17 protein-coding genes are annotated in these 18,477 nt (G+C 67.5%); 8 read left to right on the top strand and 9 right to left on the bottom strand.

Features of this window, described 5'->3' with window-relative positions; all coding sequences use genetic code 11:
• Window positions 1-11: 11 nt before the first annotated feature.
• The 9 genes from ACZ49J_RS32600 to ACZ49J_RS32560 form a co-directional block, all read right to left on the bottom strand.
• Entirely contained in the window at window positions 12-713 is a 702-nt protein-coding gene (locus ACZ49J_RS32600; RefSeq protein ID WP_467454150.1) for an HAD family hydrolase, read from the bottom strand.
• Window positions 710-2,443 carry a carbamoyltransferase C-terminal domain-containing protein gene (locus tag ACZ49J_RS32595; RefSeq protein WP_467454151.1) on the bottom strand — a complete coding sequence of 578 codons (1,734 nt, stop codon included), beginning with the start codon at window positions 2,441-2,443 and terminating at the stop codon, window positions 710-712. The genes ACZ49J_RS32600 and ACZ49J_RS32595 overlap by 4 nt, the downstream gene beginning before the upstream one ends.
• Before the next feature lie 66 nt (window positions 2,444-2,509).
• Window positions 2,510-3,739, bottom strand: a complete 1,230-nt coding sequence (locus ACZ49J_RS32590; RefSeq protein WP_467454152.1) for a DegT/DnrJ/EryC1/StrS family aminotransferase — start codon at window positions 3,737-3,739, stop codon at window positions 2,510-2,512.
• On the bottom strand, window positions 3,736-4,917 hold the full coding sequence (locus ACZ49J_RS32585; protein ID WP_467454153.1) for a discoidin domain-containing protein: 1,182 nt from the start codon (window positions 4,915-4,917) through the stop codon (window positions 3,736-3,738). Before ACZ49J_RS32585 ends, ACZ49J_RS32590 begins: the two co-directional genes overlap by 4 nt.
• Window positions 4,918-4,978: 61 nt before the next feature.
• Window positions 4,979-6,115: a hypothetical protein gene (locus tag ACZ49J_RS32580; RefSeq protein ID WP_467454154.1), complete on the bottom strand. Its 1,137-nt coding sequence runs from the start codon at window positions 6,113-6,115 to the stop codon at window positions 4,979-4,981.
• Between the two features lie 18 nt (window positions 6,116-6,133).
• Window positions 6,134-7,021, bottom strand: coding sequence for a TauD/TfdA dioxygenase family protein (locus ACZ49J_RS32575; RefSeq protein ID WP_467454155.1), 888 nt, complete (start codon window positions 7,019-7,021; stop codon window positions 6,134-6,136).
• Between the two features lie 68 nt (window positions 7,022-7,089).
• Window positions 7,090-8,160: a Gfo/Idh/MocA family protein gene (locus tag ACZ49J_RS32570; protein WP_467454156.1), complete on the bottom strand. Its 1,071-nt coding sequence runs from the start codon at window positions 8,158-8,160 to the stop codon at window positions 7,090-7,092.
• Window positions 8,157-8,861: an HAD family hydrolase gene (locus ACZ49J_RS32565; protein ID WP_467454157.1), complete on the bottom strand. Its 705-nt coding sequence runs from the start codon at window positions 8,859-8,861 to the stop codon at window positions 8,157-8,159. Before ACZ49J_RS32565 ends, ACZ49J_RS32570 begins: the two co-directional genes overlap by 4 nt.
• Window positions 8,858-9,625, bottom strand: coding sequence for an ROK family protein (locus tag ACZ49J_RS32560; protein WP_468351234.1), 768 nt, complete (start codon window positions 9,623-9,625; stop codon window positions 8,858-8,860). Before ACZ49J_RS32560 ends, ACZ49J_RS32565 begins: the two co-directional genes overlap by 4 nt.
• Before the next feature lie 305 nt (window positions 9,626-9,930).
• Here ACZ49J_RS32560 and ACZ49J_RS32555 point away from each other — a divergent pair, with 305 nt between their 5' ends.
• The 8 genes from ACZ49J_RS32555 (at window position 9,931) to ACZ49J_RS32520 (ending at window position 18,253) form a co-directional block, all read left to right on the top strand.
• Window positions 9,931-10,866 (top strand): TIGR03560 family F420-dependent LLM class oxidoreductase, encoded by a 936-nt coding sequence (locus ACZ49J_RS32555; protein ID WP_467454158.1) that lies wholly within the window; start codon window positions 9,931-9,933, stop codon window positions 10,864-10,866.
• 50 nt (window positions 10,867-10,916) lie between these two features.
• Window positions 10,917-11,999 carry an SAM-dependent methyltransferase gene (locus ACZ49J_RS32550; protein ID WP_467454160.1) on the top strand — a complete coding sequence of 361 codons (1,083 nt, stop codon included), beginning with the start codon at window positions 10,917-10,919 and terminating at the stop codon, window positions 11,997-11,999.
• A 20-nt stretch (window positions 12,000-12,019) separates the two neighbouring features.
• Window positions 12,020-12,889, top strand: coding sequence for an SDR family NAD(P)-dependent oxidoreductase (locus ACZ49J_RS32545; protein ID WP_467454161.1), 870 nt, complete (start codon window positions 12,020-12,022; stop codon window positions 12,887-12,889).
• Window positions 12,890-12,979: 90 nt separating this feature from the next.
• Window positions 12,980-14,218 (top strand): 3-deoxy-7-phosphoheptulonate synthase, encoded by a 1,239-nt coding sequence (locus ACZ49J_RS32540; RefSeq protein WP_467454162.1) that lies wholly within the window; start codon window positions 12,980-12,982, stop codon window positions 14,216-14,218.
• Entirely contained in the window at window positions 14,202-15,059 is an 858-nt protein-coding gene (locus ACZ49J_RS32535; RefSeq protein ID WP_467454163.1) for a TauD/TfdA dioxygenase family protein, read from the top strand. The genes ACZ49J_RS32540 and ACZ49J_RS32535 overlap by 17 nt, the downstream gene beginning before the upstream one ends.
• A gap of 76 nt (window positions 15,060-15,135) precedes the next feature.
• The gene (locus ACZ49J_RS32530) at window positions 15,136-16,050 is read left to right on the top strand and encodes a sugar phosphate isomerase/epimerase family protein (protein ID WP_467454165.1); all 915 of its coding nucleotides are present in this window, start codon (window positions 15,136-15,138) and stop codon (window positions 16,048-16,050) included.
• On the top strand, window positions 16,047-17,255 hold the full coding sequence (locus tag ACZ49J_RS32525) for an amidase (protein WP_467454166.1): 1,209 nt from the start codon (window positions 16,047-16,049) through the stop codon (window positions 17,253-17,255). Before ACZ49J_RS32530 ends, ACZ49J_RS32525 begins: the two co-directional genes overlap by 4 nt.
• 74 nt (window positions 17,256-17,329) lie before the next feature.
• Entirely contained in the window at window positions 17,330-18,253 is a 924-nt protein-coding gene (locus ACZ49J_RS32520) for an SMP-30/gluconolactonase/LRE family protein (RefSeq protein WP_467454168.1), read from the top strand.
• The last annotated feature ends 224 nt before the right edge of the window (window positions 18,254-18,477 follow it).

Here is an 18,477-nt window from a genome sequence, read left to right as displayed (position 1 = left end):
GGCTGACGCGGTCACAGAGCGCCCTCGTTCCACGACAAGAGCCTTTCTGGCAGAGAGTCGAGTTCGTCCAGCCGCAAATGCGCGCGCTCGGCCCCGGCGGTCCGGGCCTGGACATAGCCCCACGGTCCTCTCCGGACGAACGCGGTAACCAGTCCTGCCCGCAGCGCAGGCAGGATGTCGTGGTCCACCCGGTCACCGACGTAAGCGATCTCTCCCGGTGCGACACCGCAGGTCCGCACCACTCGGGCGAAGAACTCGGCGTCCGGCTTCTCGACGCCCCACCTCGCGGACGTGGCAACGAAGTCCACCGGCAGGCCGAACTCCTCGATCAGGGCGTGCCGATGCTCCAGCTGGTTGCCCGCCAGACCGACCGCGAACCCCGATGCCCGCAGCTTCTCGAAGCAGGACAGCGCGTCGCCATGGAGATCCTCAAGGCCGAACTCGTCAGGTTCACCTTCCGCCATACGCTGTGCTCGCACCGCGTACGGTTCGATGTGGCCGTGATCGAAGAACGCGAAGACCTCGCTCATGTGCGTCCCGCGCTCGATGACCGCCCCGAAAGCGGCGAAGAAAGTCGCCTCGGGCACCCCCAGCCACTTGGCCCATCCGGCCCACTGCCGCGTTTCGTCGAACACGGTGCCTCCGATGTCGAAGACAACCGCTCGTACGACGGGGTGCCCGGTCCGTGGCGAGGGACCCTCCCTCCCTTTCATTCGGTATCACCCGCGTCCGCCAGGAAGTAGAAGTCTCCCTGGAGGTAGAGGCCATCAAGTCCCATGTCCACGAAGGCCCGGATCGCATCTTCCGGAGATTCCACGATCGGCTCGCCCCGACGGTTGAACGAGGTGTTGAGCAGTATCGGCAGGCCGGTGATGCCGTGGAACTCTCGCAGCACCTGGGCCAGAAAGGGGTCCGAGTCCTCGTCGACCACCTGAACTCGGGCGCTCCCGTCGACATGGACGACCGAGGGTGCCTCCCGATGGCACTTATCGTTCGCCTGTGCCACGACGAGCATGAAGTAGTCCTTTGCCGCGGCGGGGAAGAAGTAGTCGTCGAAGTGCTCGGTGAGGACGATCGGCGCCAGAGGGCGGAACGGTTCACGATGCTTGATCCGCCGGTTGATGCGCTCCCGGATCGCAGCGTCGCGCGGATCTGCGAGAACGCTGCGGCCGCCGAGGGCTCGCGGGCCGATCTCGGAGCCGCCGTTGAAGACGCCGACCACGTTCCCGTCGGCCAGGAACCTGGCGAGGTCCGCGGCTGAGGTGATGCGCGTGTCGCGAGCAATGTTCCTGTGGTACGCGGCTGCGGCCGTCTGTAGCTCCGTGGCGTCGTAAAGGCGACCGGGACGCGCGATATTCGGCATGAGTGGCTTGCCAGCCACCGTCAGCTTCACCGGCGTGGCCGGCTCTGCCCCATGACGGTCCAACCACAGAGCGCCGAGCGCGATACCGGCGTCGCTGGTGTGCGGTGGCACCACGAGCCGAGTCCGGCTGTCCAGCCGTCCGGCGAGGACGCCGTTGGCGACACTGTTGAGCCCGCACCCTCCGGCGATGCACACCGCGTCGAAGCGCGGGTCGGCCACCAGTTCGTAGCAGTGCAACAGCGTGCGCGTGAACAGTTCCTGGACGCTCGCGGCCAGGTCGGCGCGCACCGTGAAGTCGTGTCCCTCACGGTCCAGTACCTGGGTCACGGCTTCCTGGAAGCGCTGGTCGTACGGATCGAAGGCGAAGACATTGTTCAGGTCGTCACCGAACGACGTGAACTCCAGAAGCAGATCCAGGAACCGCGGCCGGCCCCAGGGGGCGAGCCCCATCGTCTTGCCGGTTTCCAGGGGATGGAACCCGAGCATCGCAGTGATCATCTCGTAGAGCAGGCCGATCGAGTTGGTGGCACCGGTGGTGAGGTCCACGAACTCCAGGAATCCTTCTCCGCGGGTGGCCCCGATGGGAGTGAGATCACCGTTCTCGTAGACGAAGAACGAGAAGGTCTCCCGCTGGACCAGGCCCGGGTCCGGTGACGGCTGCGGGCACACCTCGGTCCGCTTGGCGGCGGAGCAGGGGGAGCCCATGCCGTCGATGACCATGATCACGGCGGACTCGGCCGGCTCCAGCATCATGCACACGGAAGCGGCGTGCGCCAGGTGGTGCGGGTAGGCCCGCACGGGAATGCCGTCGAACTGGGCCCGCGCCCGATAGGGCAGCAACTCGCAGGAGACCACGCGGCTCAGTTCGTCACGCGATATCCCCGCGGTTTCGAGGCAGTAATCGACGCAGGCACGGGAGGGGTCCTCAAACCACCTGGGACGGACGTACTTCTTCCGCGTGACCCGTTCGGCCTCAATGGCAACCTTGATCTCCGTTCCATGGATGAGCGCGGCCGCGAAGTCGTGTGAGGATCCGCCGAGGCCCAGGACCCATTCGTCGGAAGAAGCAGTGAAGTCCATGACGATCCTTTACTGGTAGGCGGTAGTGCGTTTCGGAGAACGGCTTCCTGGAGGCCCGGTATCGGGTCAGTGGAGGGCTTCACGGGCCCCCGCACGGCCCCCGGTCACCTCGCGGTGGATCTTGCGGAACGCCGCGAGAATGTCGTCCACGCCGGACTGCCCCTCGAGCAGCAGCCGGTGATGCAGGAACATAACCTCGCCTCCGGCCTGCTCGGCATGCGGGCAGGTGCCACCCAGGTCCCGGTCCCGGTAGGCGGGTGTGAGATGGAACGGGGGATGCAGCGGGCGAGCGGGTATACCCTCCGCGGTGAGAGCGGCGGCGAACTCGCTGCCCGTCATCCGCCGGGCCAGCGCCGGCGTCAGTCGGAACAGGACGTTGTACCAGGCGGCACGCGTGACACCCGGCGCCACGGGCACCGGGACCGCCAGGTTCTCCTCCCGGAGCGCGGTGACCAGCGCCTGTCCTGCGGCCTGCCGGCGTGCCCAGAGCTCCTCGTAGGCATCCAACTGCGCGAGCAGGATGCCCGCCTGGAACTCTGTCATGCGGTAGTTGGAGCCGATCAGTTCGTGGTCGGGGGCCATGACGCCGCGGCCTCGACCACAGTTGCCCAGCAGGACGAGCCGATCCAGCAGCTCCGGGTCGGACCTGACGATGACCGCTCCGCCTTCACCAGCTGTGAGCAACTTGTTCGCCTGAAAGCTGTGCACTGCGAGAGTGCCGAGCCCCCCGACGCGTCGTCCCTCCCACTCGGCTCCCACTGCTTGGGCACAGTCCTCGATCACGGGAACGCCGGCCCGGTCGGCGAGGCTCCCCACGGCGCGCATGTCCACGGGATTGCCGCCAAGGTGTACGGGCACGATGGCTTTCACGGCTCCTGTGAGCTTGCGCTCCAGGTCAGCCGGTGCCATGCCGAGCGTGTCCGGCTCGACATCCACGGGGACCGGGACAGCCCCGAGCAGGCTGGCCGCGGCGGCACTCGAGATGAACGTGAGTGCGGAGACGAGTACCTGGTCGCCCGGCCTGACGCCAACGCCACGCAGAGCCAGTTCCAGGGCGTGCGTGCCGTTGGTGACCGCCACGGCTCCCTCAGCCGCGTGGTAAGAAGCCAGCCTGGCCTCAAGTTCCTCGGCGAGTCCGTTCCCCGACTGCCACCAGTGGCCACTGCCGAGCACCCGCTCCAGCACCTCCTTGGTGCCTTGCGGCGCCTGGGGCCACGGAGGAAAGTCACTTGTCCGGACCGGGCACCCGCCCAGCGCGGCGAGACGGTCGGCGCCTGTGTCTTCGGTGAGGCTCATCGCGTTCCGCCTCCAGTGGTGGGCTGTTGGTCCCTTGCTCGGTCGCTGGAACGACCCGTCCCCTCCGACGGCGAACCGCGGCGGGGCGCGCCCCAGACTTCAGCCGTTTCCGGAGCGCTGCGGATCTCGAGCAGGGTCGCCGGCTCGAGTGATGAAGCGTTGGCGACGACGAGCCCGTACGAAGGCCACTGAGTCAGCCATGTGCCGTGTTCGACCCGCTGTTCCTCCGGAAGCCCCGCGACGCGTATGGCAACGGTGCCCTCGAGCACCAGCCACATGGCCCGGCCGCGCAGCAGTCCCCGGGGCGGCAGCCTCGCGCCCGGCGCCAGGTGCCACGTCGTGGCGGTGGTTCCCTCATGCTGCGCGTGCCAGATCCCGCGCTTGCGCACAGCTGTCCCGTCGCCCTCCTCCGCGGGCAGGCGCCACTGCCCCGTGGACGGGTGCCGGATCTCCGCCGGCTCGACGGGAATGCCCCACAGTTCGAGATCGTGAAGCTGGCAGACGTACCGGCCGTTGTCCCGCCTGTGCAGCTTCCGCGCCTGGAACCTGACGTAGCGGCCGGCCGCGTCAACGTCCCAATAGTGTGTGTAGCCGCGAAGCCAGCTGTAACCGCGCACTTCGAGCGCCGGAGTCCAGTGTGCGGCGTCAGTGCTCACCGAGATGTCGAAGTCGGGCGGCAGGCACTGACGCAGGTTGGGGTCGACGGCCCAGTCGCGCGGCGTGATGCCGATCGCGCCGAAACGGTGGGCCCTGAGGGTGTCCAGGATCAGCCACGGCTGATGAGGCACCTCGCGGCTGGAGGAGCTCCACCCAAGACCGGGCGTCTCACGGTTGACGACCGAGGGCTCGCTCCATCGGCCGTACCGGTAGGTGCCACTGGAACCCGTCACTTCAACGGGCGCGATCAGTTGATCGCAGCGCGAACCGGTCCCGTTCAACGCGTCCCTGATGGCGTCGGCAGGCAGCCGTCCGTCGAACTGTGCCACCACCGCACCCTCGCGCAGGACCTGCGCGGCGGGCACGGTCCGCAACGCACTGGCCCGCCAGCGCGGTTCGTCTGCCGCGACGTCGATCAGCTCGCATTCCGCGCCGAGTCCAAGACCAGCGATCTCTTGGCATCGCGTCACGGAGTCGCCGTCCCACGCGGCGTAGAACAGGCGAATGGCGGGCGCGGTCAAGTCTGCCTCCTCCGATTGTCCAGGTGACGCGTGCGAACCGACGCGCGGAATGCGGGCTCGGCTACAGCCATCGCTCCAGTGCCTGCCGGTCCCCGCCCGTGGCGTCGACGACTTCACGCAGCTTCTCCAGGGCCAGTCCGCTGTCCAGTGCCGACCGGCACAAGGCGAAGCCCGCCGACAGGTCGGGAGCCACGCCGCCAGCCTGGGCGATCAACGCGGCGTTGAGCGCGAGGGCGTCCGCGTAGGTCCGGCTCCCCTTTCCTGCGAGGGCCTGCACGGTCGTGGAGATGTCCTCGGTGGTCGAGCCGCGTGCGAGCAGACCCTCGATCCCACCCCCACCCGCCGGGACAGCGCCAGCCGGATCCACCAGGCACAGCTCCTTGTCGAACCTGTGCTGTTCCGGCAGAGCCACCTGCCCGTCGGCGGTGCGGCACAGATAGGTGGTCCCGAATGGCAGGGCTTCGTCGAGCCGCGCGCCGCCGCCGTACGAGGAGACGACGCTTCCGTGGTCACCAGCGAGACCGAAATGCCGGACGACTTCCGCGCTCGTACGGACATTCCAGTGGGTGAGGCCGTACATGAAGGCGTCTGTCCTGATCGGAGCGAGCAGTGGCCATCCGAACATCAGCGCATGGGGGGCCACACACGTGCCCTTGTAGGTCTCGAAGAACGCCGGTGCCATGGCGTCACCACCACGGAAATATCCGAAGCCGGTGCGCTCCAGAACCTCCAGCATGGCGTCCTGCCCAAGATCGAGATTCACTCCGAGCAGTGCGACGAGTTCGATGGAACTGGTGATCCGTGACGTGCAGTTGGCGCCGACCTTCGCGACCGCCGCACCCGCCGCACTGGCGAGCAGGGAGCTGGGCGTGGAGATGTTCAAACAGCGGATCCCCTTCTTCCCGCTGCCCATCAGTGTCACGACCCGGCCGCGCTGGGGCAGCGGAGCGGCATACGGCCGCTCTCGATGGTGGTCCTCGCGCTCCATGAGAACGTCCCAGAGGGCCACCACCTCGTGTGTCCGCGGACCCCGCTGGAGCAGAGCCGTGGACAGGGTCGCGCACAGGGCCGCGCGGACACGGACGTCCTCGACGTCCAGGAGCGCGTCGAAAGCCAGACGCAGTTGCTCGCGGTCGAGGTCCGCCTCGTCCATGACCGTGTGGTAGACGACGTCTCGAACCGTCTCGGGGACTTTCATCGCTGTTGCCCTCTCGATCTATGGACGGGGAGCGGCCAGCGGGACGTCTCCGGCGATCGTCGTCCGGTGCATGGTCCGCCGTTCCCGGTCGACGTCGTACGGGGTCGGTCCGGCGTGCAGCGTGCTGCGGTTGTCCCAGAGCAGGAGGTCGCCCGGACGCCATGTGTGCGTGTACACGAACTCCTCGGAGGTGGTGTGAGCCACCAACTCATCGACCAGGGACTGACCGGTCTCCGGCCCCAGGCCGATCACCTCGCTGATGCACTTGTTCCCGATGAACAGGGACCGCCTGCCGGTGACGGGGTGGACTCGCACCAGGGGGTGAGTGACCGGGGGAGCCTGCCGTCGTTGCTCGTCGGTGAGCGGCGGCTTCGCCGGGTTGGACTCGCGCAGTCGCTCGTTGAGGTGGTCGAGGCTGTGGACGGCGCTGAGTCCGGCGACGCGTTCCCGGGTGCCCGCCGGCAGCGCGTCGTAGGCGGCCTGGGAGGTGGCGAACATGGTCTGGCCTCCGGTAGCGGGCGCTTCTAGGCAGTACAGGAGCGAACCGAGGCTGGGCCGTCGGCTCCACGAGTAGTCGGCGTGCCACTCGGGGTCGTCAGCTGTGTAGACGTCGAAGAGCCCTTTGCGTACGCCGTCGCCGCCCACGACGTTGCTGATGACGATGATCTCCGGATGACCAGGATGGAGGTACTGCGTCAGTACGTGGGTCTCCAGCTCGCCGAAGTGCCGGCTGAAGCGGATGTGGTCTTGCGGTTCGATGTGCTGGTCCCGGAAGACGATCACCAGGTACCGGTGGAAGGCGTCGGCGATCTCACGCCTCGTGGTCTCGTCCAGCGGGCCGGCTGTGTCGACGCCTTTGATCTCGGCACCGAAGTGCCGCGAGAGCGGCGTTATCTGGATGCTCACGGGTCCTCCGCCCCCTCCTCGGGCCAGTAGCCATCAGGGAGTTGCGCTTACAGGTACGGTCTGATCGGTCAGCTGGCACGTGCGGCGGCCGCGGCGACGACCTTCGTCACGTCGACGGCGGTGGCCAGGTCCTCCCGGTGGAACCGGCCCTGGTCCAGGCCGCCGAAGAAGTGATCGAGCTGGGCCGCGTACTCGACCTGCTTTCGCTGCTGGTGCGGCATCAGCGGACGCCACCGTCGTGCCTGCCGGTCGGCGACGGCGAGCGGCGGATCCGGCACCGTCATCCGGGCAGGACTCCACCCGAACACCGAGCGCAGTCGGCAGGCGCCGTCCGTCCCGACGAGCAGCAGTTCCACTCGGTCGTCCGGAACCCGCGCCGCCCAGGAGACCTCGATGTGCGCAGCCGCGTCGCCACCGAACGTCATGTCGATCACCGCGGTGTCGGCTGTGTCCTTTCCGAGCCCGTTCCACTCACCGCCGGAGTGCCAGGCGGCGGCAGCCTCACGCGTGTCGTGCGACGAGCGCAGCTGTGCCGCGGTCACGAGCGAGGGGGCACGCCAGCCGGTGAGCCACAGGGCGAGATCCGCCATATGGCTCCCCAGATCCCACAGCACGCCGAGCTCCACGGCCCCGGCACTGGTGGGGATCCCCTGAGCGCGCAACCACGAGGCGCGCAGATACACCGGGCTTCCGATGATTCCATGCGCCACCTCCTGCCGGAGCCTGGCGATGTCTTCGCGGTAGCGGTTGGTGAGGCAACAGAACAACGCCCGGCCACTCTCCAGAGCGAGGCGCTCCAGGTGCTCGGCGTCGGCTGCGGAGGTCGCGAGCGGCTTCTCGCATACGACGTGCTTACCGCGGCGCAGAGCCTCGGCCGTGGACTTCGCATGGTCACTGGGTGGGGTACAGACGAAGACCACGTCTGTGTCCGAATCCAGCAGATCCTGGAGAGACTCGAACCCGGCGACGTCGTACCGGTCGGCCGTCTCCCGTGTCCGGGACGGGTCGCTGTCGTGGACCCCGACCAGCGTGGCGAACGGAGCGGCGTCCAGATAAGGCAGGTGTACGGTGCGTGCGATCCAACCGAGCCCTGAGACCGCCACCTTCCAGGGAGTGTGGGTCCGCAGGGTGCCGTTCATGTCTGGTTGCCCATGACCGTTGGACCACTGCCGACCTTGAAGGGCTGGACGGGGCCGACAGCCCGCGCGTACCACTCGTCCAATACGCGTTTGAGATCGTCGGGGGATTCGACCAGCGCGTCCGGTCCTGCTTCGCGCAGGCTCTCGGCCGATCCGATGCCCCAGCGGCAGCCGACCGCCGATGCGCCGGCTCGTCGTCCGGCGAGGATGTCGAAGGCGGCGTCGCCGACGATCACGGTCCGTTCGGGGCGAACGGCGAGGCGATCGCAGAGGGCGAGCACGGCTTCCGGGGCCGGCTTCGCGGGCAGGCCGTCCGAGCTGGTGACGACAGCGTCGAAGAGATGCTCCATCGCGAGGCGGTCGAGCAGTTCGACGGTGCGCTCGCGGTCCTTTCCGGTGAGGACCGCCAGGGTGCATCCCTTGCTGCGCAGATGCTCGCACAGACCCAGGAGGCCAGGGTAGGGCGCGATCTGCGCGATCCGTTCCCGGGAAGCCGAGCGGAAGGGCTCCCACATGGCCAGAGGGAGACCGAGAGTCTCCAGAATGCGGGGGAACGACTCGCCCAGCAGGCCGAAGAACTTTTCGAGCGGAGGCTCCCCATGCCCGACTGTCTCGGCGTAAGCCTGACGGAAAGCGGCCTCCATCGTGGCCTTGGAGTCCACTAGGGTGCCGTCGAGATCGAAGATGACCAGACACTTCATAACATCGCCTGCCCTGCCTGGGCCATGGCGGCCACGTGGTAGGCGCCGCGAACGGCCGACTGGTCCGGCCAGGGGGAGATCCGCACCGTGCGGAGGGCATCGGCCAATTCCCCCTGGAGATGACGCGCGAGAGTACGTCCTAGCGTTGGTGTGTGCATCAACCGCCCTCCGGTCAGGATTACTGCGGGGAGATCGAGTAGGTTCATCAAGTCCGCCACCACCTCGGTGAACCGCCTGACGAAACGGTTGCTCCACGAAGGGCCGGCGAACAGCCCCGCCTGAAGGCAGCCGACGGCACCGCATCTGCAACGCGGTTCGAGGTCCCCGCGGAAGTGCCCGAGGCCGTTCGGCTGTCCGGCCCTCGTCGTGCGCAGCGTTCCGTTGAGGAAGAGTCCGCTTCCGATCCCCGTGCCGAACGTCACGCACAGGAAGTCGTCCACTTCGCGGGCGCTGCCCTCGCGGTGCTCGCCCACTGCCGCGCAGGAGCCGTCGTCGGCGATGACCACGTCGCTCCGGGCGATACGGGACAGTTCCCGGGCCAGCGGGAAACCGGCCCACTCCGGGCGGTTCGGCCAGGTACCCACGACCCCGTGCCCGTCCATGACCCCGGCGAAGGCACAGCCGGTCCTTGTCGCCTGCGCGTAGCGTTCGTCCAGAGCCGCGGCCAGTTCACCGAGTGTGCGCTCCGGGTCGTCATACACGCTTCCGCGCACCATGCCGGAGCTTTTCCCGGGTTGCCAGGCCACCCATTTCGAGGCACCGATGTCGAGCCCGACGAATCCGTCGTCGCCGCCCGGTCCAGAGGCATGGAGAATTTTCGGCCTCCCTTCCGTAGCTTTCCGAGGTCAACCCTTGTTATTCACCATTCCTGAGGGAACGCAACCACCGCCACACCGGGCGGTCAAGACGTCCCGTTGCACGCTGTGAAACAAAGCGAGTGGCGTTGCACCACACGGAATACTGCCTTCCTGGCGGCTGACATACGGTGCCTGCCTGCTAACGTGAGCTTTCTCCCCGCAACGACACCAATGCCGGTTCAGCGCATTGCTGAAGGTCGGATTCCCTGAACATGGATACGTGTGTATTCGTTGAACCGCAGGAGGGAGGCACCTATGAAACGCTGCGCACCGCGGCGACGGCCGCCGAAGCGGCTGGCTTCACGGGATTCTTCTGCGCCGATCACTACGTGCCGCAAGGACCTGGGAACGGGCTTCCCGGGCCGTGTGACGCGTGGACCGTGCTGGCAGGACTGGCCCGGGAGACCGCGCGCATACGCCTGGGCACACTGGTTTCGCCGGTTACCTTTCGCCCTCCGGGACAGCTGGCGGTGATCACCGCTCAGGTCGACGCGATGAGCGGCGGGCGTGTCGAGCTGGGACTGGGAGCCGGTTGGTGCGCCGAGGAACACGCGGCCTGCGGGATCCCGTTTCCCGACGGTTCCGAGAGGTTCCAGCGGCTGGAGGAACAACTTGACATCGTGACCGCTTGGTGGCATCTCCCCGCAGGTGACCGCCTCTCCTACGCGGGACGGCACTACCGGATCGCCGACTCGCCCGCCCTTCCCAAACCGGTACAGCCCGCCGGCCTCCCCCTCATTCTGGGAGGTCGCGGCCGACGCCGGAGCGTGCATATCGCAGCCCGTTTCGCCACCGAATATAACGTCCCTTTTGCCGATACCGCACAGGTCCGGGACCTGTTCACGCGATTCAACCGAGCCTGTACGCAATACGCGCGCGATCCAAGCCTGGCCAGAAAATCCGTCGCTCTCAACATCTGCTGCGGAGAGACCGCCGCCGAGCTGCAACGCCGCCAATCCGTGACACAGCTCCAACAGAACGTCTACCGCACGGACGGGACGTGTTGGGGAAGGCCGGGCGAGGTCATCGACCGTATCTCCGCCTATGCGGAAGCCGGAGTCGATAGGGTCTATCTACAATTCCTTGACCCGACCGACATCGACCACCTGAAGCTTGTCGCGGCAGAGGTTCTGCCTCATCTTCCGTGAGTTCCTCCCTGCCTTCCCGAAAAGCCGTCATCCGACGAACGAGGTGAGTTATGAAGGCGGAGTCCGCCTCAACCGATGCGATCCAGGTCCGGCCCGTCCCGGAGACCGTGGAGCTGGCCGACACCGTCCCCAGGTCCGTATGGCGTGAATACCGCGAATCCGGCATGGACGTGCTGATCAAGAACACGTACCTGTTCATGACCCTGGACGCGTGCGCGCGCACTGGGTTGCTGGACCGGCTGGCCGAGGGAAAGAGCGCTCCGGAGGAACTATTTGAGGGCCTGGACAGGAGTCTGGCCGAATCCGTCGTCCGTTACCTGGAACTCCAGGGCGTCGTCACCGGCGGGCCGGGTGGGACCTGGCAGCTGACTGACCGGGGCCAGCTGCTGACCAGCGAGGCATCGCGCGCCATGCTCGGTTTCTACGGACAGGCATACGGGCCGGTGCTCTCGCAGACGGCGGAACTCCTGGCTGGGCGCGCGGCCTACGGCTGGGACGTGAAGCGTGACGCTGCCGCTCTTGGCCGCCACAGTGCCACGCTCTTCCACCGCTTTCACACTCCGACGGTGCTGAGTGCCCTGGCCGACCTCGGCGCCCGGTGCATCCTCGACGTCGGCTGCGGAGCGGGCCGGCTCCTGGTGGACGCCTGTATCCAGAATCCGGACATGCGGGGTGTCGGCCTCGACATCTCCCACGAGGCGATCGAGGTGGCCCGCGAGCTGGCATCGGCTGCAGGAGTGGCGGACCGCCTGGAGTTCGTGGTCGGCGACGCGTTCCACCCCGAGTTGTGGCCCGCTGTCTGCCGCGAGGCCGACGCGCTGGTGGCGGTTGGCGTGGTCCACGAGTTCTTCCGCGAGGGCGAGGACCAGGTGGTCGCTCTGTTCGACACGTTCGCAAGCCTGCTCCGCGCGGGCATGAAGGGGTTCATCCTGGGCGAGCCCCAGCTACGCTACGACAACGAGGAGGACGACTCCGAGTTCTTCCTGGTGCACGCCCTCACCGCCCAAGGGTTTCCTCTGCGGCACGAGCTGTGGTTCGACGTCTTCGAACGCAGTGAGCTGCGGTGCAGGCGGATGTTCGCCCGTCCTGAGGCCGGGCAGCGCGTTGTGTTCTTCGACCTCGTTCCCGCGTAAACGACGCCCGGGAGCTGAGCATGCGTGAGCTCCAGGACAAGGTGGCCGTCGTCACCGGAGCGGCTAGCGGGATCGGGCGTGCCTTGGTCGACCGCTTCCTGACCGAGGGGATGAAGGTGGTTCTCGCCGATATCGACGGGCCCGCACTCGCGGCGGCCGAGCGGGAGTTGACGACGAAAGGAGGCCAAGTCACAGGTGTTGAGACTGATGTGACCCGACGCCAGTCAGTGGTCCAGCTCGTCGATGCAGCGGTCGATCGCTACGGCGCGGTGCACGTGGCGTGTCTCAACGCCGGTGTGGCCTCCCCGGGTTCGGCCGGTGCGGGGGGAGGCCCGCTGTGGGACAGCCACATCAGCGACTGGCGCTGGCTCCTGGACACCAACGTGATGGGAGTAGTGCACGGCATCCAGACGTTCGTCCCGGTGATGTTGCGGCAGTCCGTCGAGGCCCATGTGGTCATCACATCCTCGGCGATGGGGCTCACCACCGGCCCTGGCTCGATCTACGCCGTGTCGAAGCACGCCGTGACCCGGCTGGCCGAGGGTCTGTACTACGAGCTTCTCGACACAGGCGCTCCCGTGGGCGTCTCCGTGCTCTGTCCCGGCACCGTCGCGACCGAGCTCATGCGGGCCGAGCGCAACCGCCCCGAGACCCTGCGGGAATCTCTGGACGCGGCGACGCTCGCGCGGCGGGAGCAACTGCGCGGCCACTTCCACAGCATGCTCACGTCCGAGGGGATGCCTCCGAGGCAGGTCGCGCTCACCGTGGTGGACGCCGTTCGACACAACCGGTTCTATGTGCTGCCCCATCCGGAGGTGAGGGAGCAGATACGCCGACGCTATGAGGACATCCTGGCGGACCGGAACCCGAGTCCGCTTGTCCAACGGTGAAGAGGCACAGGGATCCGGCAAGCCAGTGAGGACGGGCCCCAGAACCGGCCCACACAGCCGGCGAACGCGGACCGAACCGTAAGGAGCTCAGTGAATTCAGGACTCAGGCACGTTCGTAACTCCTGGCGGACCCTGCCGATTTCGCAGCAGCCCTCCTGGCCGTCGCGGCAGCACGTGCAGCGGGTGCGCCGGCACCTGGAAGACCTGCCCCCCATCGTCACACCGCGGGAATGCAGGGACCTGCAAAGGAGGATGGCCGAAGCGTCCCGCGGGGAAGCCTTTGTCCTTCAGGCCGGGGACTGCGCGGAGACGTTCGCTTCGGCCGTGCCGACCCGTATCCGCCGTAAGGCGGACGTCCTGCATCGCATGGCACGCATACTCACCGACTCCCTGAGACTCCCCGTCGTTGTCGTCGGCCGAATCGGAGGGCAGTACGCCAAACCCCGGTCGAGTCACCTGGAACTCGCCCCTCAACCGGACGGGGGAGTCACGGAGTTGTTCTCCTACCGCGGTGACGCGGTCAATTCAGTGGAATGCGACAGCGCGGCCCGGGCCCCGGACCCCCAGCGGATGCTGCGCGCTTATCACGCCTCCGCCCGTACCGTCGACGTTCTGCGCTCGGACGCACAGAAGCCCGTCTACACCAGTCACGAAGCACTGTTACTCGAGTACGAGAGCGCTCTGGTGCGCTGGGACACTCCCAGTGGCCGGCCGTACGGTCTGTCCGGACATCTGCTCTGGATCGGCGAGCGCACCCGTGCGCTCGACGAAGCGCACATCGAGTTCGTCCGCCAGCTGGCCAATCCCATCGCGGTGAAGCTCGCCGCCTCCGCCACGGCCGAGGATGTCGTGAGGCTCGTGGAACGCCTGGACCCCCACCGTGTCCCGGGACGCATCACCCTGATCACACGTCTCGGCGCACGGCGCATCCGCGATGTGCTGCCTCCTCTGGTCGAGAGGCTGCGCAAGGAAGGGATGTGTCCGGCCTGGATGTGTGACCCGATGCACGGCAACACCCGCAGAGCGGTGAGCGGACACAAGACCCGCGAATTCGACGTGATGGTCGAGGAGACCGTGGCGTACTTCGAGGTGCACCAGTCCCTCGGCAGCGTGCCAGCGGGATTGCACCTGGAAGTGACCGAAGGCGACGTGACCGAATGTTTGGGCGGCAGTTGCGGCGTCACGGAGGACGAACTCCCACTGCGGTACGAGAGTGCCTGCGACCCGCGCCTCAATGCCAGCCAGGCCATGGAGTTCGTGACCCTGGCGAGCAAAGCTGCGTCCGCATCGACGCGCGACCAAGGAAGGTGGAATGTCTGCACTCGATGAACTGACCGTCAGGAACGTCAGCCCTCATATCGGCTCGGAGGTCTCGGGCATCGACCTGGGAGATCCGGTGCGCCCGGACATGCGTGACCATCTGCTGAAGCTGCTGCACGAGCGGAAGGTCCTCGTGTTCCGCGATCAGCAGCTCACGCCCAGGCACCAGGCCGAATTCTCACGCATGTACGGCGAGCTGGAGATACACCCGCTCCAGGAGTTCTGCGTGCCGGGCCATCCTGAAGTGCTGATCATCAGCAACATCTTCGAGAACGGCCGGAAAGCCGGGCTGTACGAGGGCGGGCAAGTGGACTGGCACGTGGACCACGGCACATCGCCACGGCCCAGCGCGATGTCGTTCCTGTACTCCGTCACCTCCGCACAGGTCGGCGGCGACACGCTGTTCTGCGCGGCCGACGCCGCCTACGAGGCGCTGCCCGCCGATGTCCGTATGCGCATCGCCGACCTGCAAGCAGTGCACAGCATGTCCTATCTGCTGGAGCAACGGCGGCAGGCGGACGACGAAGTGCAACCCGACGACATCGAGGAGCGCAGGAGCGCCATGCCGGATGTCGTGCATCCGTTGGTGCGCAGTCATCCCGTCACCGGTCGCAAGGCCCTGTTCGTCAGCTCGATGACGATAAAGGAGCTGCGCGGAATGGACGTGGAGGAGGGCCGGTCACTATGCCGGCAGCTGCTGGAGCACGCCACTCAGGGCGAGTACGTCTACCGCCACCAATGGCGCGACGGAGACCTGGTGTGGTGGGACAACCGGACAGCGATCCACACCGCGACGCCTTGTGACCGAACCCGGTACCAGAGGCTCCTGCACCGAACCACCGTCGTTTGAGACGGCCGACCACCTGGCGCAGCAGGTGAACTCCCCCTGACTGCGGCACCCTCACTCGTCCACCGGATGTGATGGCATGGCGGAGACAGTCTTCGGAACCAATATCGCGTTCGCCGCGAAACGCTGGCCGGAGCCGGAGCAGTGGATCAGAGTCGTCAGAGAACTGGGACTACGGCACGTCGAGTTCTCCTTCGATGTCCTGGACCCCCTCATGGCCTGCGACCTGGACCTGTTCAGCGCTGTCCGTGCGCAATGCGAGAAGAACGACATCGTTGTGTCGTCGGCCACCACCGGCACCAGCGTCTTCCTGCTCAACATGCTGGCCGATCCTCGTCCCGGCATGCGCGAGCGGGCGGAGCAGTGGTACGAGCAGGCCATCACGGCGGCCTCGCGGCTCGGCGCACGCGGGGTCGGCGGCTACATGGGCACACTGACGCTCGCACAGATGAGGGACCGGGAAACCCGTGCCCAGGTGGTGCGGCAGATCCGGGGGGCAGTGTTCCGGCTGGCCGGAATCACGGAGCGAGCGGGGCTGGAGTACCTCGCCTGGGAGGTGCAACCGACCCGCCGTGAGTACCCGGTGAACATCGAGGAGACCGAGGAACTCCTCGAAGAGGTCGGCGCGGCATCTCTCCCCGTGAAACTCTGCCTGGACCTGGGGCACGCGTGTCTTCCCGGCGGATCCGCCGAGGACCGGGATCCCTACGCGTGGCTCGACAGGTTCGGCATGCACACCCGCATCGTCCAGCTGCAACAGACGGACGGAACGCAGGACCGGCACTGGCCGTTCACCGAGGAATTCAACGAGAAGGGGGTCGTCGACCCCGAACGGATCCTGAAGGCAGTCGCCGGCTGGGACGTCGAGACGGTCGATCTGATGCTTGAGATCGGATTTCGCCCGGACGTTCCTGAGGAGAAGGTGATCAGCGACCTGCGGGCCTCCGTCGACTTCTGGCGACCCCATTTCGCCCCGGGGAGGGTTGTCGGATGACCGGCGTGCCTGTGCGCGCCCCCGAGGGCCGGAACAGCCAGTTCCGGGACCTTATCCGGCAGTTGGAGCGGTACAACGCCTTCATCTCGCTGACGGACGAGGACGGACCCGGTCCTGTGGTCGCCGTCAAGGACGTCATCGATGTCAAAGGCACGGTGACAACCGGCGGCAGTGATCTGCTTCCCCGCACACCGGCGACCCGCGACGCGCCCCTGATCCGTGCGATGCGCGACGCGGGCTGCACCTTCATCGGCAAGACCAACCTTCATGAGTGGGCCTTCGGCCCGACCAGCGTCAACCCCTTCTTTGGCACGGTCCACAACCCGCGGGACTTCGCCCGCATCGCCGGAGGGTCGTCCGGCGGTTCCGCCGTCGCGGTCGCACTCGGCATGTGCGACTGGGCCATCGGTACCGACACCGGCGGGTCCGTACGTATCTCCGCGGCGTTGTGCGGGGTGGCGGGTTTCCGCCCCACCGGGGGATCGGTGCCGACCGACGGGATCGTCCCGCTCAGCCCGTCCCTCGACATCGCGGGCCCGATGGCCGCCGACGTGCGGTCCGTGGTGAGCGCCCTCGAGGCGATGCGCGCCACGCCGCTCACCACGGAGGAGGTGTCCCTGCGGGACGTGCGTGTGGCCGTGCCCGACGGATGGGTCGCGGACCTTGACGCGGAGACGGCGCGCGCGTGGCGGAGAGCGGCCGACGGGCTCCCCCGAATCCCGTTTCCACCGAGGAAGGAACTCGACGCCATAGGCCGCACTGTCCTGTACGCCGAGGCCGCCGTCGTCCACCGGGAGAGGTTCTCCAGGTACGCCGACCGTTACGGTGCGGATGTGCGCCGCCATCTCGAAGAGGCGCAGCGCATCACGGAAAGCGACTATCAGTCTGCGAGACGGCGCCTGGGCGACCTTCGCGGCCGCGTCGACGACGCGATGGCCGGATGGGACGCGATCGTCCTGCCGACCACAGCCTGTGTCGCCCCGCGGATCGACGCCGTGACATCCCAGAACGGACTCGAGGACCTGCGGGAACCCATGTCACGCTTCACCATGGCGTTCAGTACCACCGGCCACCCGGCCATCACCTTCCCCCTTGCGGGCGACGGCATGCCGGTGGGTCTCCAGGTGGTCGGCCACCGAGGGCGCGACGGGCGACTGGCGTCAGTCGCTCTTGCCCTGGAAAGGGCACTCACAGAGGCTGCCTGAACGCCGTACCTCACCACCTGCCCGCTTCCCTGACCGGCACGGCCGGACGCGGAAGCCGACCGCTGAGGAGGGAAATGCGGGAACTCGTGGCGACACCGTGTTCCGACGCGGACGGCGACCTGCCGGAAGGACCCGGTTGGGACGCTCTGCGAGGCGAGTTGCAATGGGTGGACATCTACCGGGGTGTCCTGCACCGGGCACGCTTTGAGGGCAGGCGCCTTCGCGAGGTCTGCCAGTACCACACCGGCGTCCACACTGGAGCCGCGGTGCCCGCCGTCGAGGGTGGCTGGCTCCTGGCCGTCGCCCGGGGCTTCGCTCACCTCACGGACAGCGGGACGCTCACCTACCTGTGCGAGCTCGACGAACATCGCGGCGGCACCATGCGGTTGAACGACGGCGCATGCGATCCGCAGGGCAGGTTCTGGGCCGGCAGCCTCTCCTACGACAAGTCCGCCGGCGTTGGGACCGTCTACCGCATGGATCTCGACGGTACGGTGACCCCTGTCCTGAGCGGCGTCACGATCTCCAACGGCATCGGCTGGAGTCCCGACGGCGACGTCATGTACCACGTTGACACCGCGGACGGGACGGTGACCGCCTGGGACTTCGACGGCGACGACGGGCGCATCGGACGTCGTCGCCTGCTGGTGGAGATCGACGCCCGCGACGGCGCACCCGACGGTCTCGCCGTCGACGACGACGGCTGCTTGTGGGTGGCGCTTTGGCGCGGAGGCCAGGTACGGCGGTTCGATCCAGCCGGGCGGCACGTGGCCACCGTACGGCTGCCCGTAGCGAGGCCGACGGCCTGCGCCTTCGGCGGACCGGACGGCTCCACGCTTTACATCACCACGGCGCGCTTCCGCCTCACCCCGGGCGAACTCGCCAGGCAGCCCGACGCGGGCAGTCTGTTCATGGTCGAGCCGGGGACCACCGGCCCTGCCCGCTCCTCGTACCGCGGTCGAGTGCTGTACGGCCCACAGGCGTCACCCGACCGGTGAGCCGCGGTGAGCCGGAAGGGAGACAGACCTTGGCGCCGATCATCGAGGTGCGGGACCTGGTCAAGGAGTACCGCCGCCCCCGGCGGCACTCGGGGCCGCTGGGAGGTGTTCGTACCCTTCTGACCCGGCAGTACATGGTTAAGCGGGCCGTCGTCGACCGGGTGGACTTCAGTCTGGAGGAAGGCGAGCTGGTCGGTTACCTCGGTCCTAACGGGGGGCAAGTC

This window comes from Streptomyces sp. NPDC030840, assembly GCF_055572015.1.
Note: the sequence above shows the minus strand (reverse complement) of the source record. Positions and strands in the feature narration are given on the sequence as shown.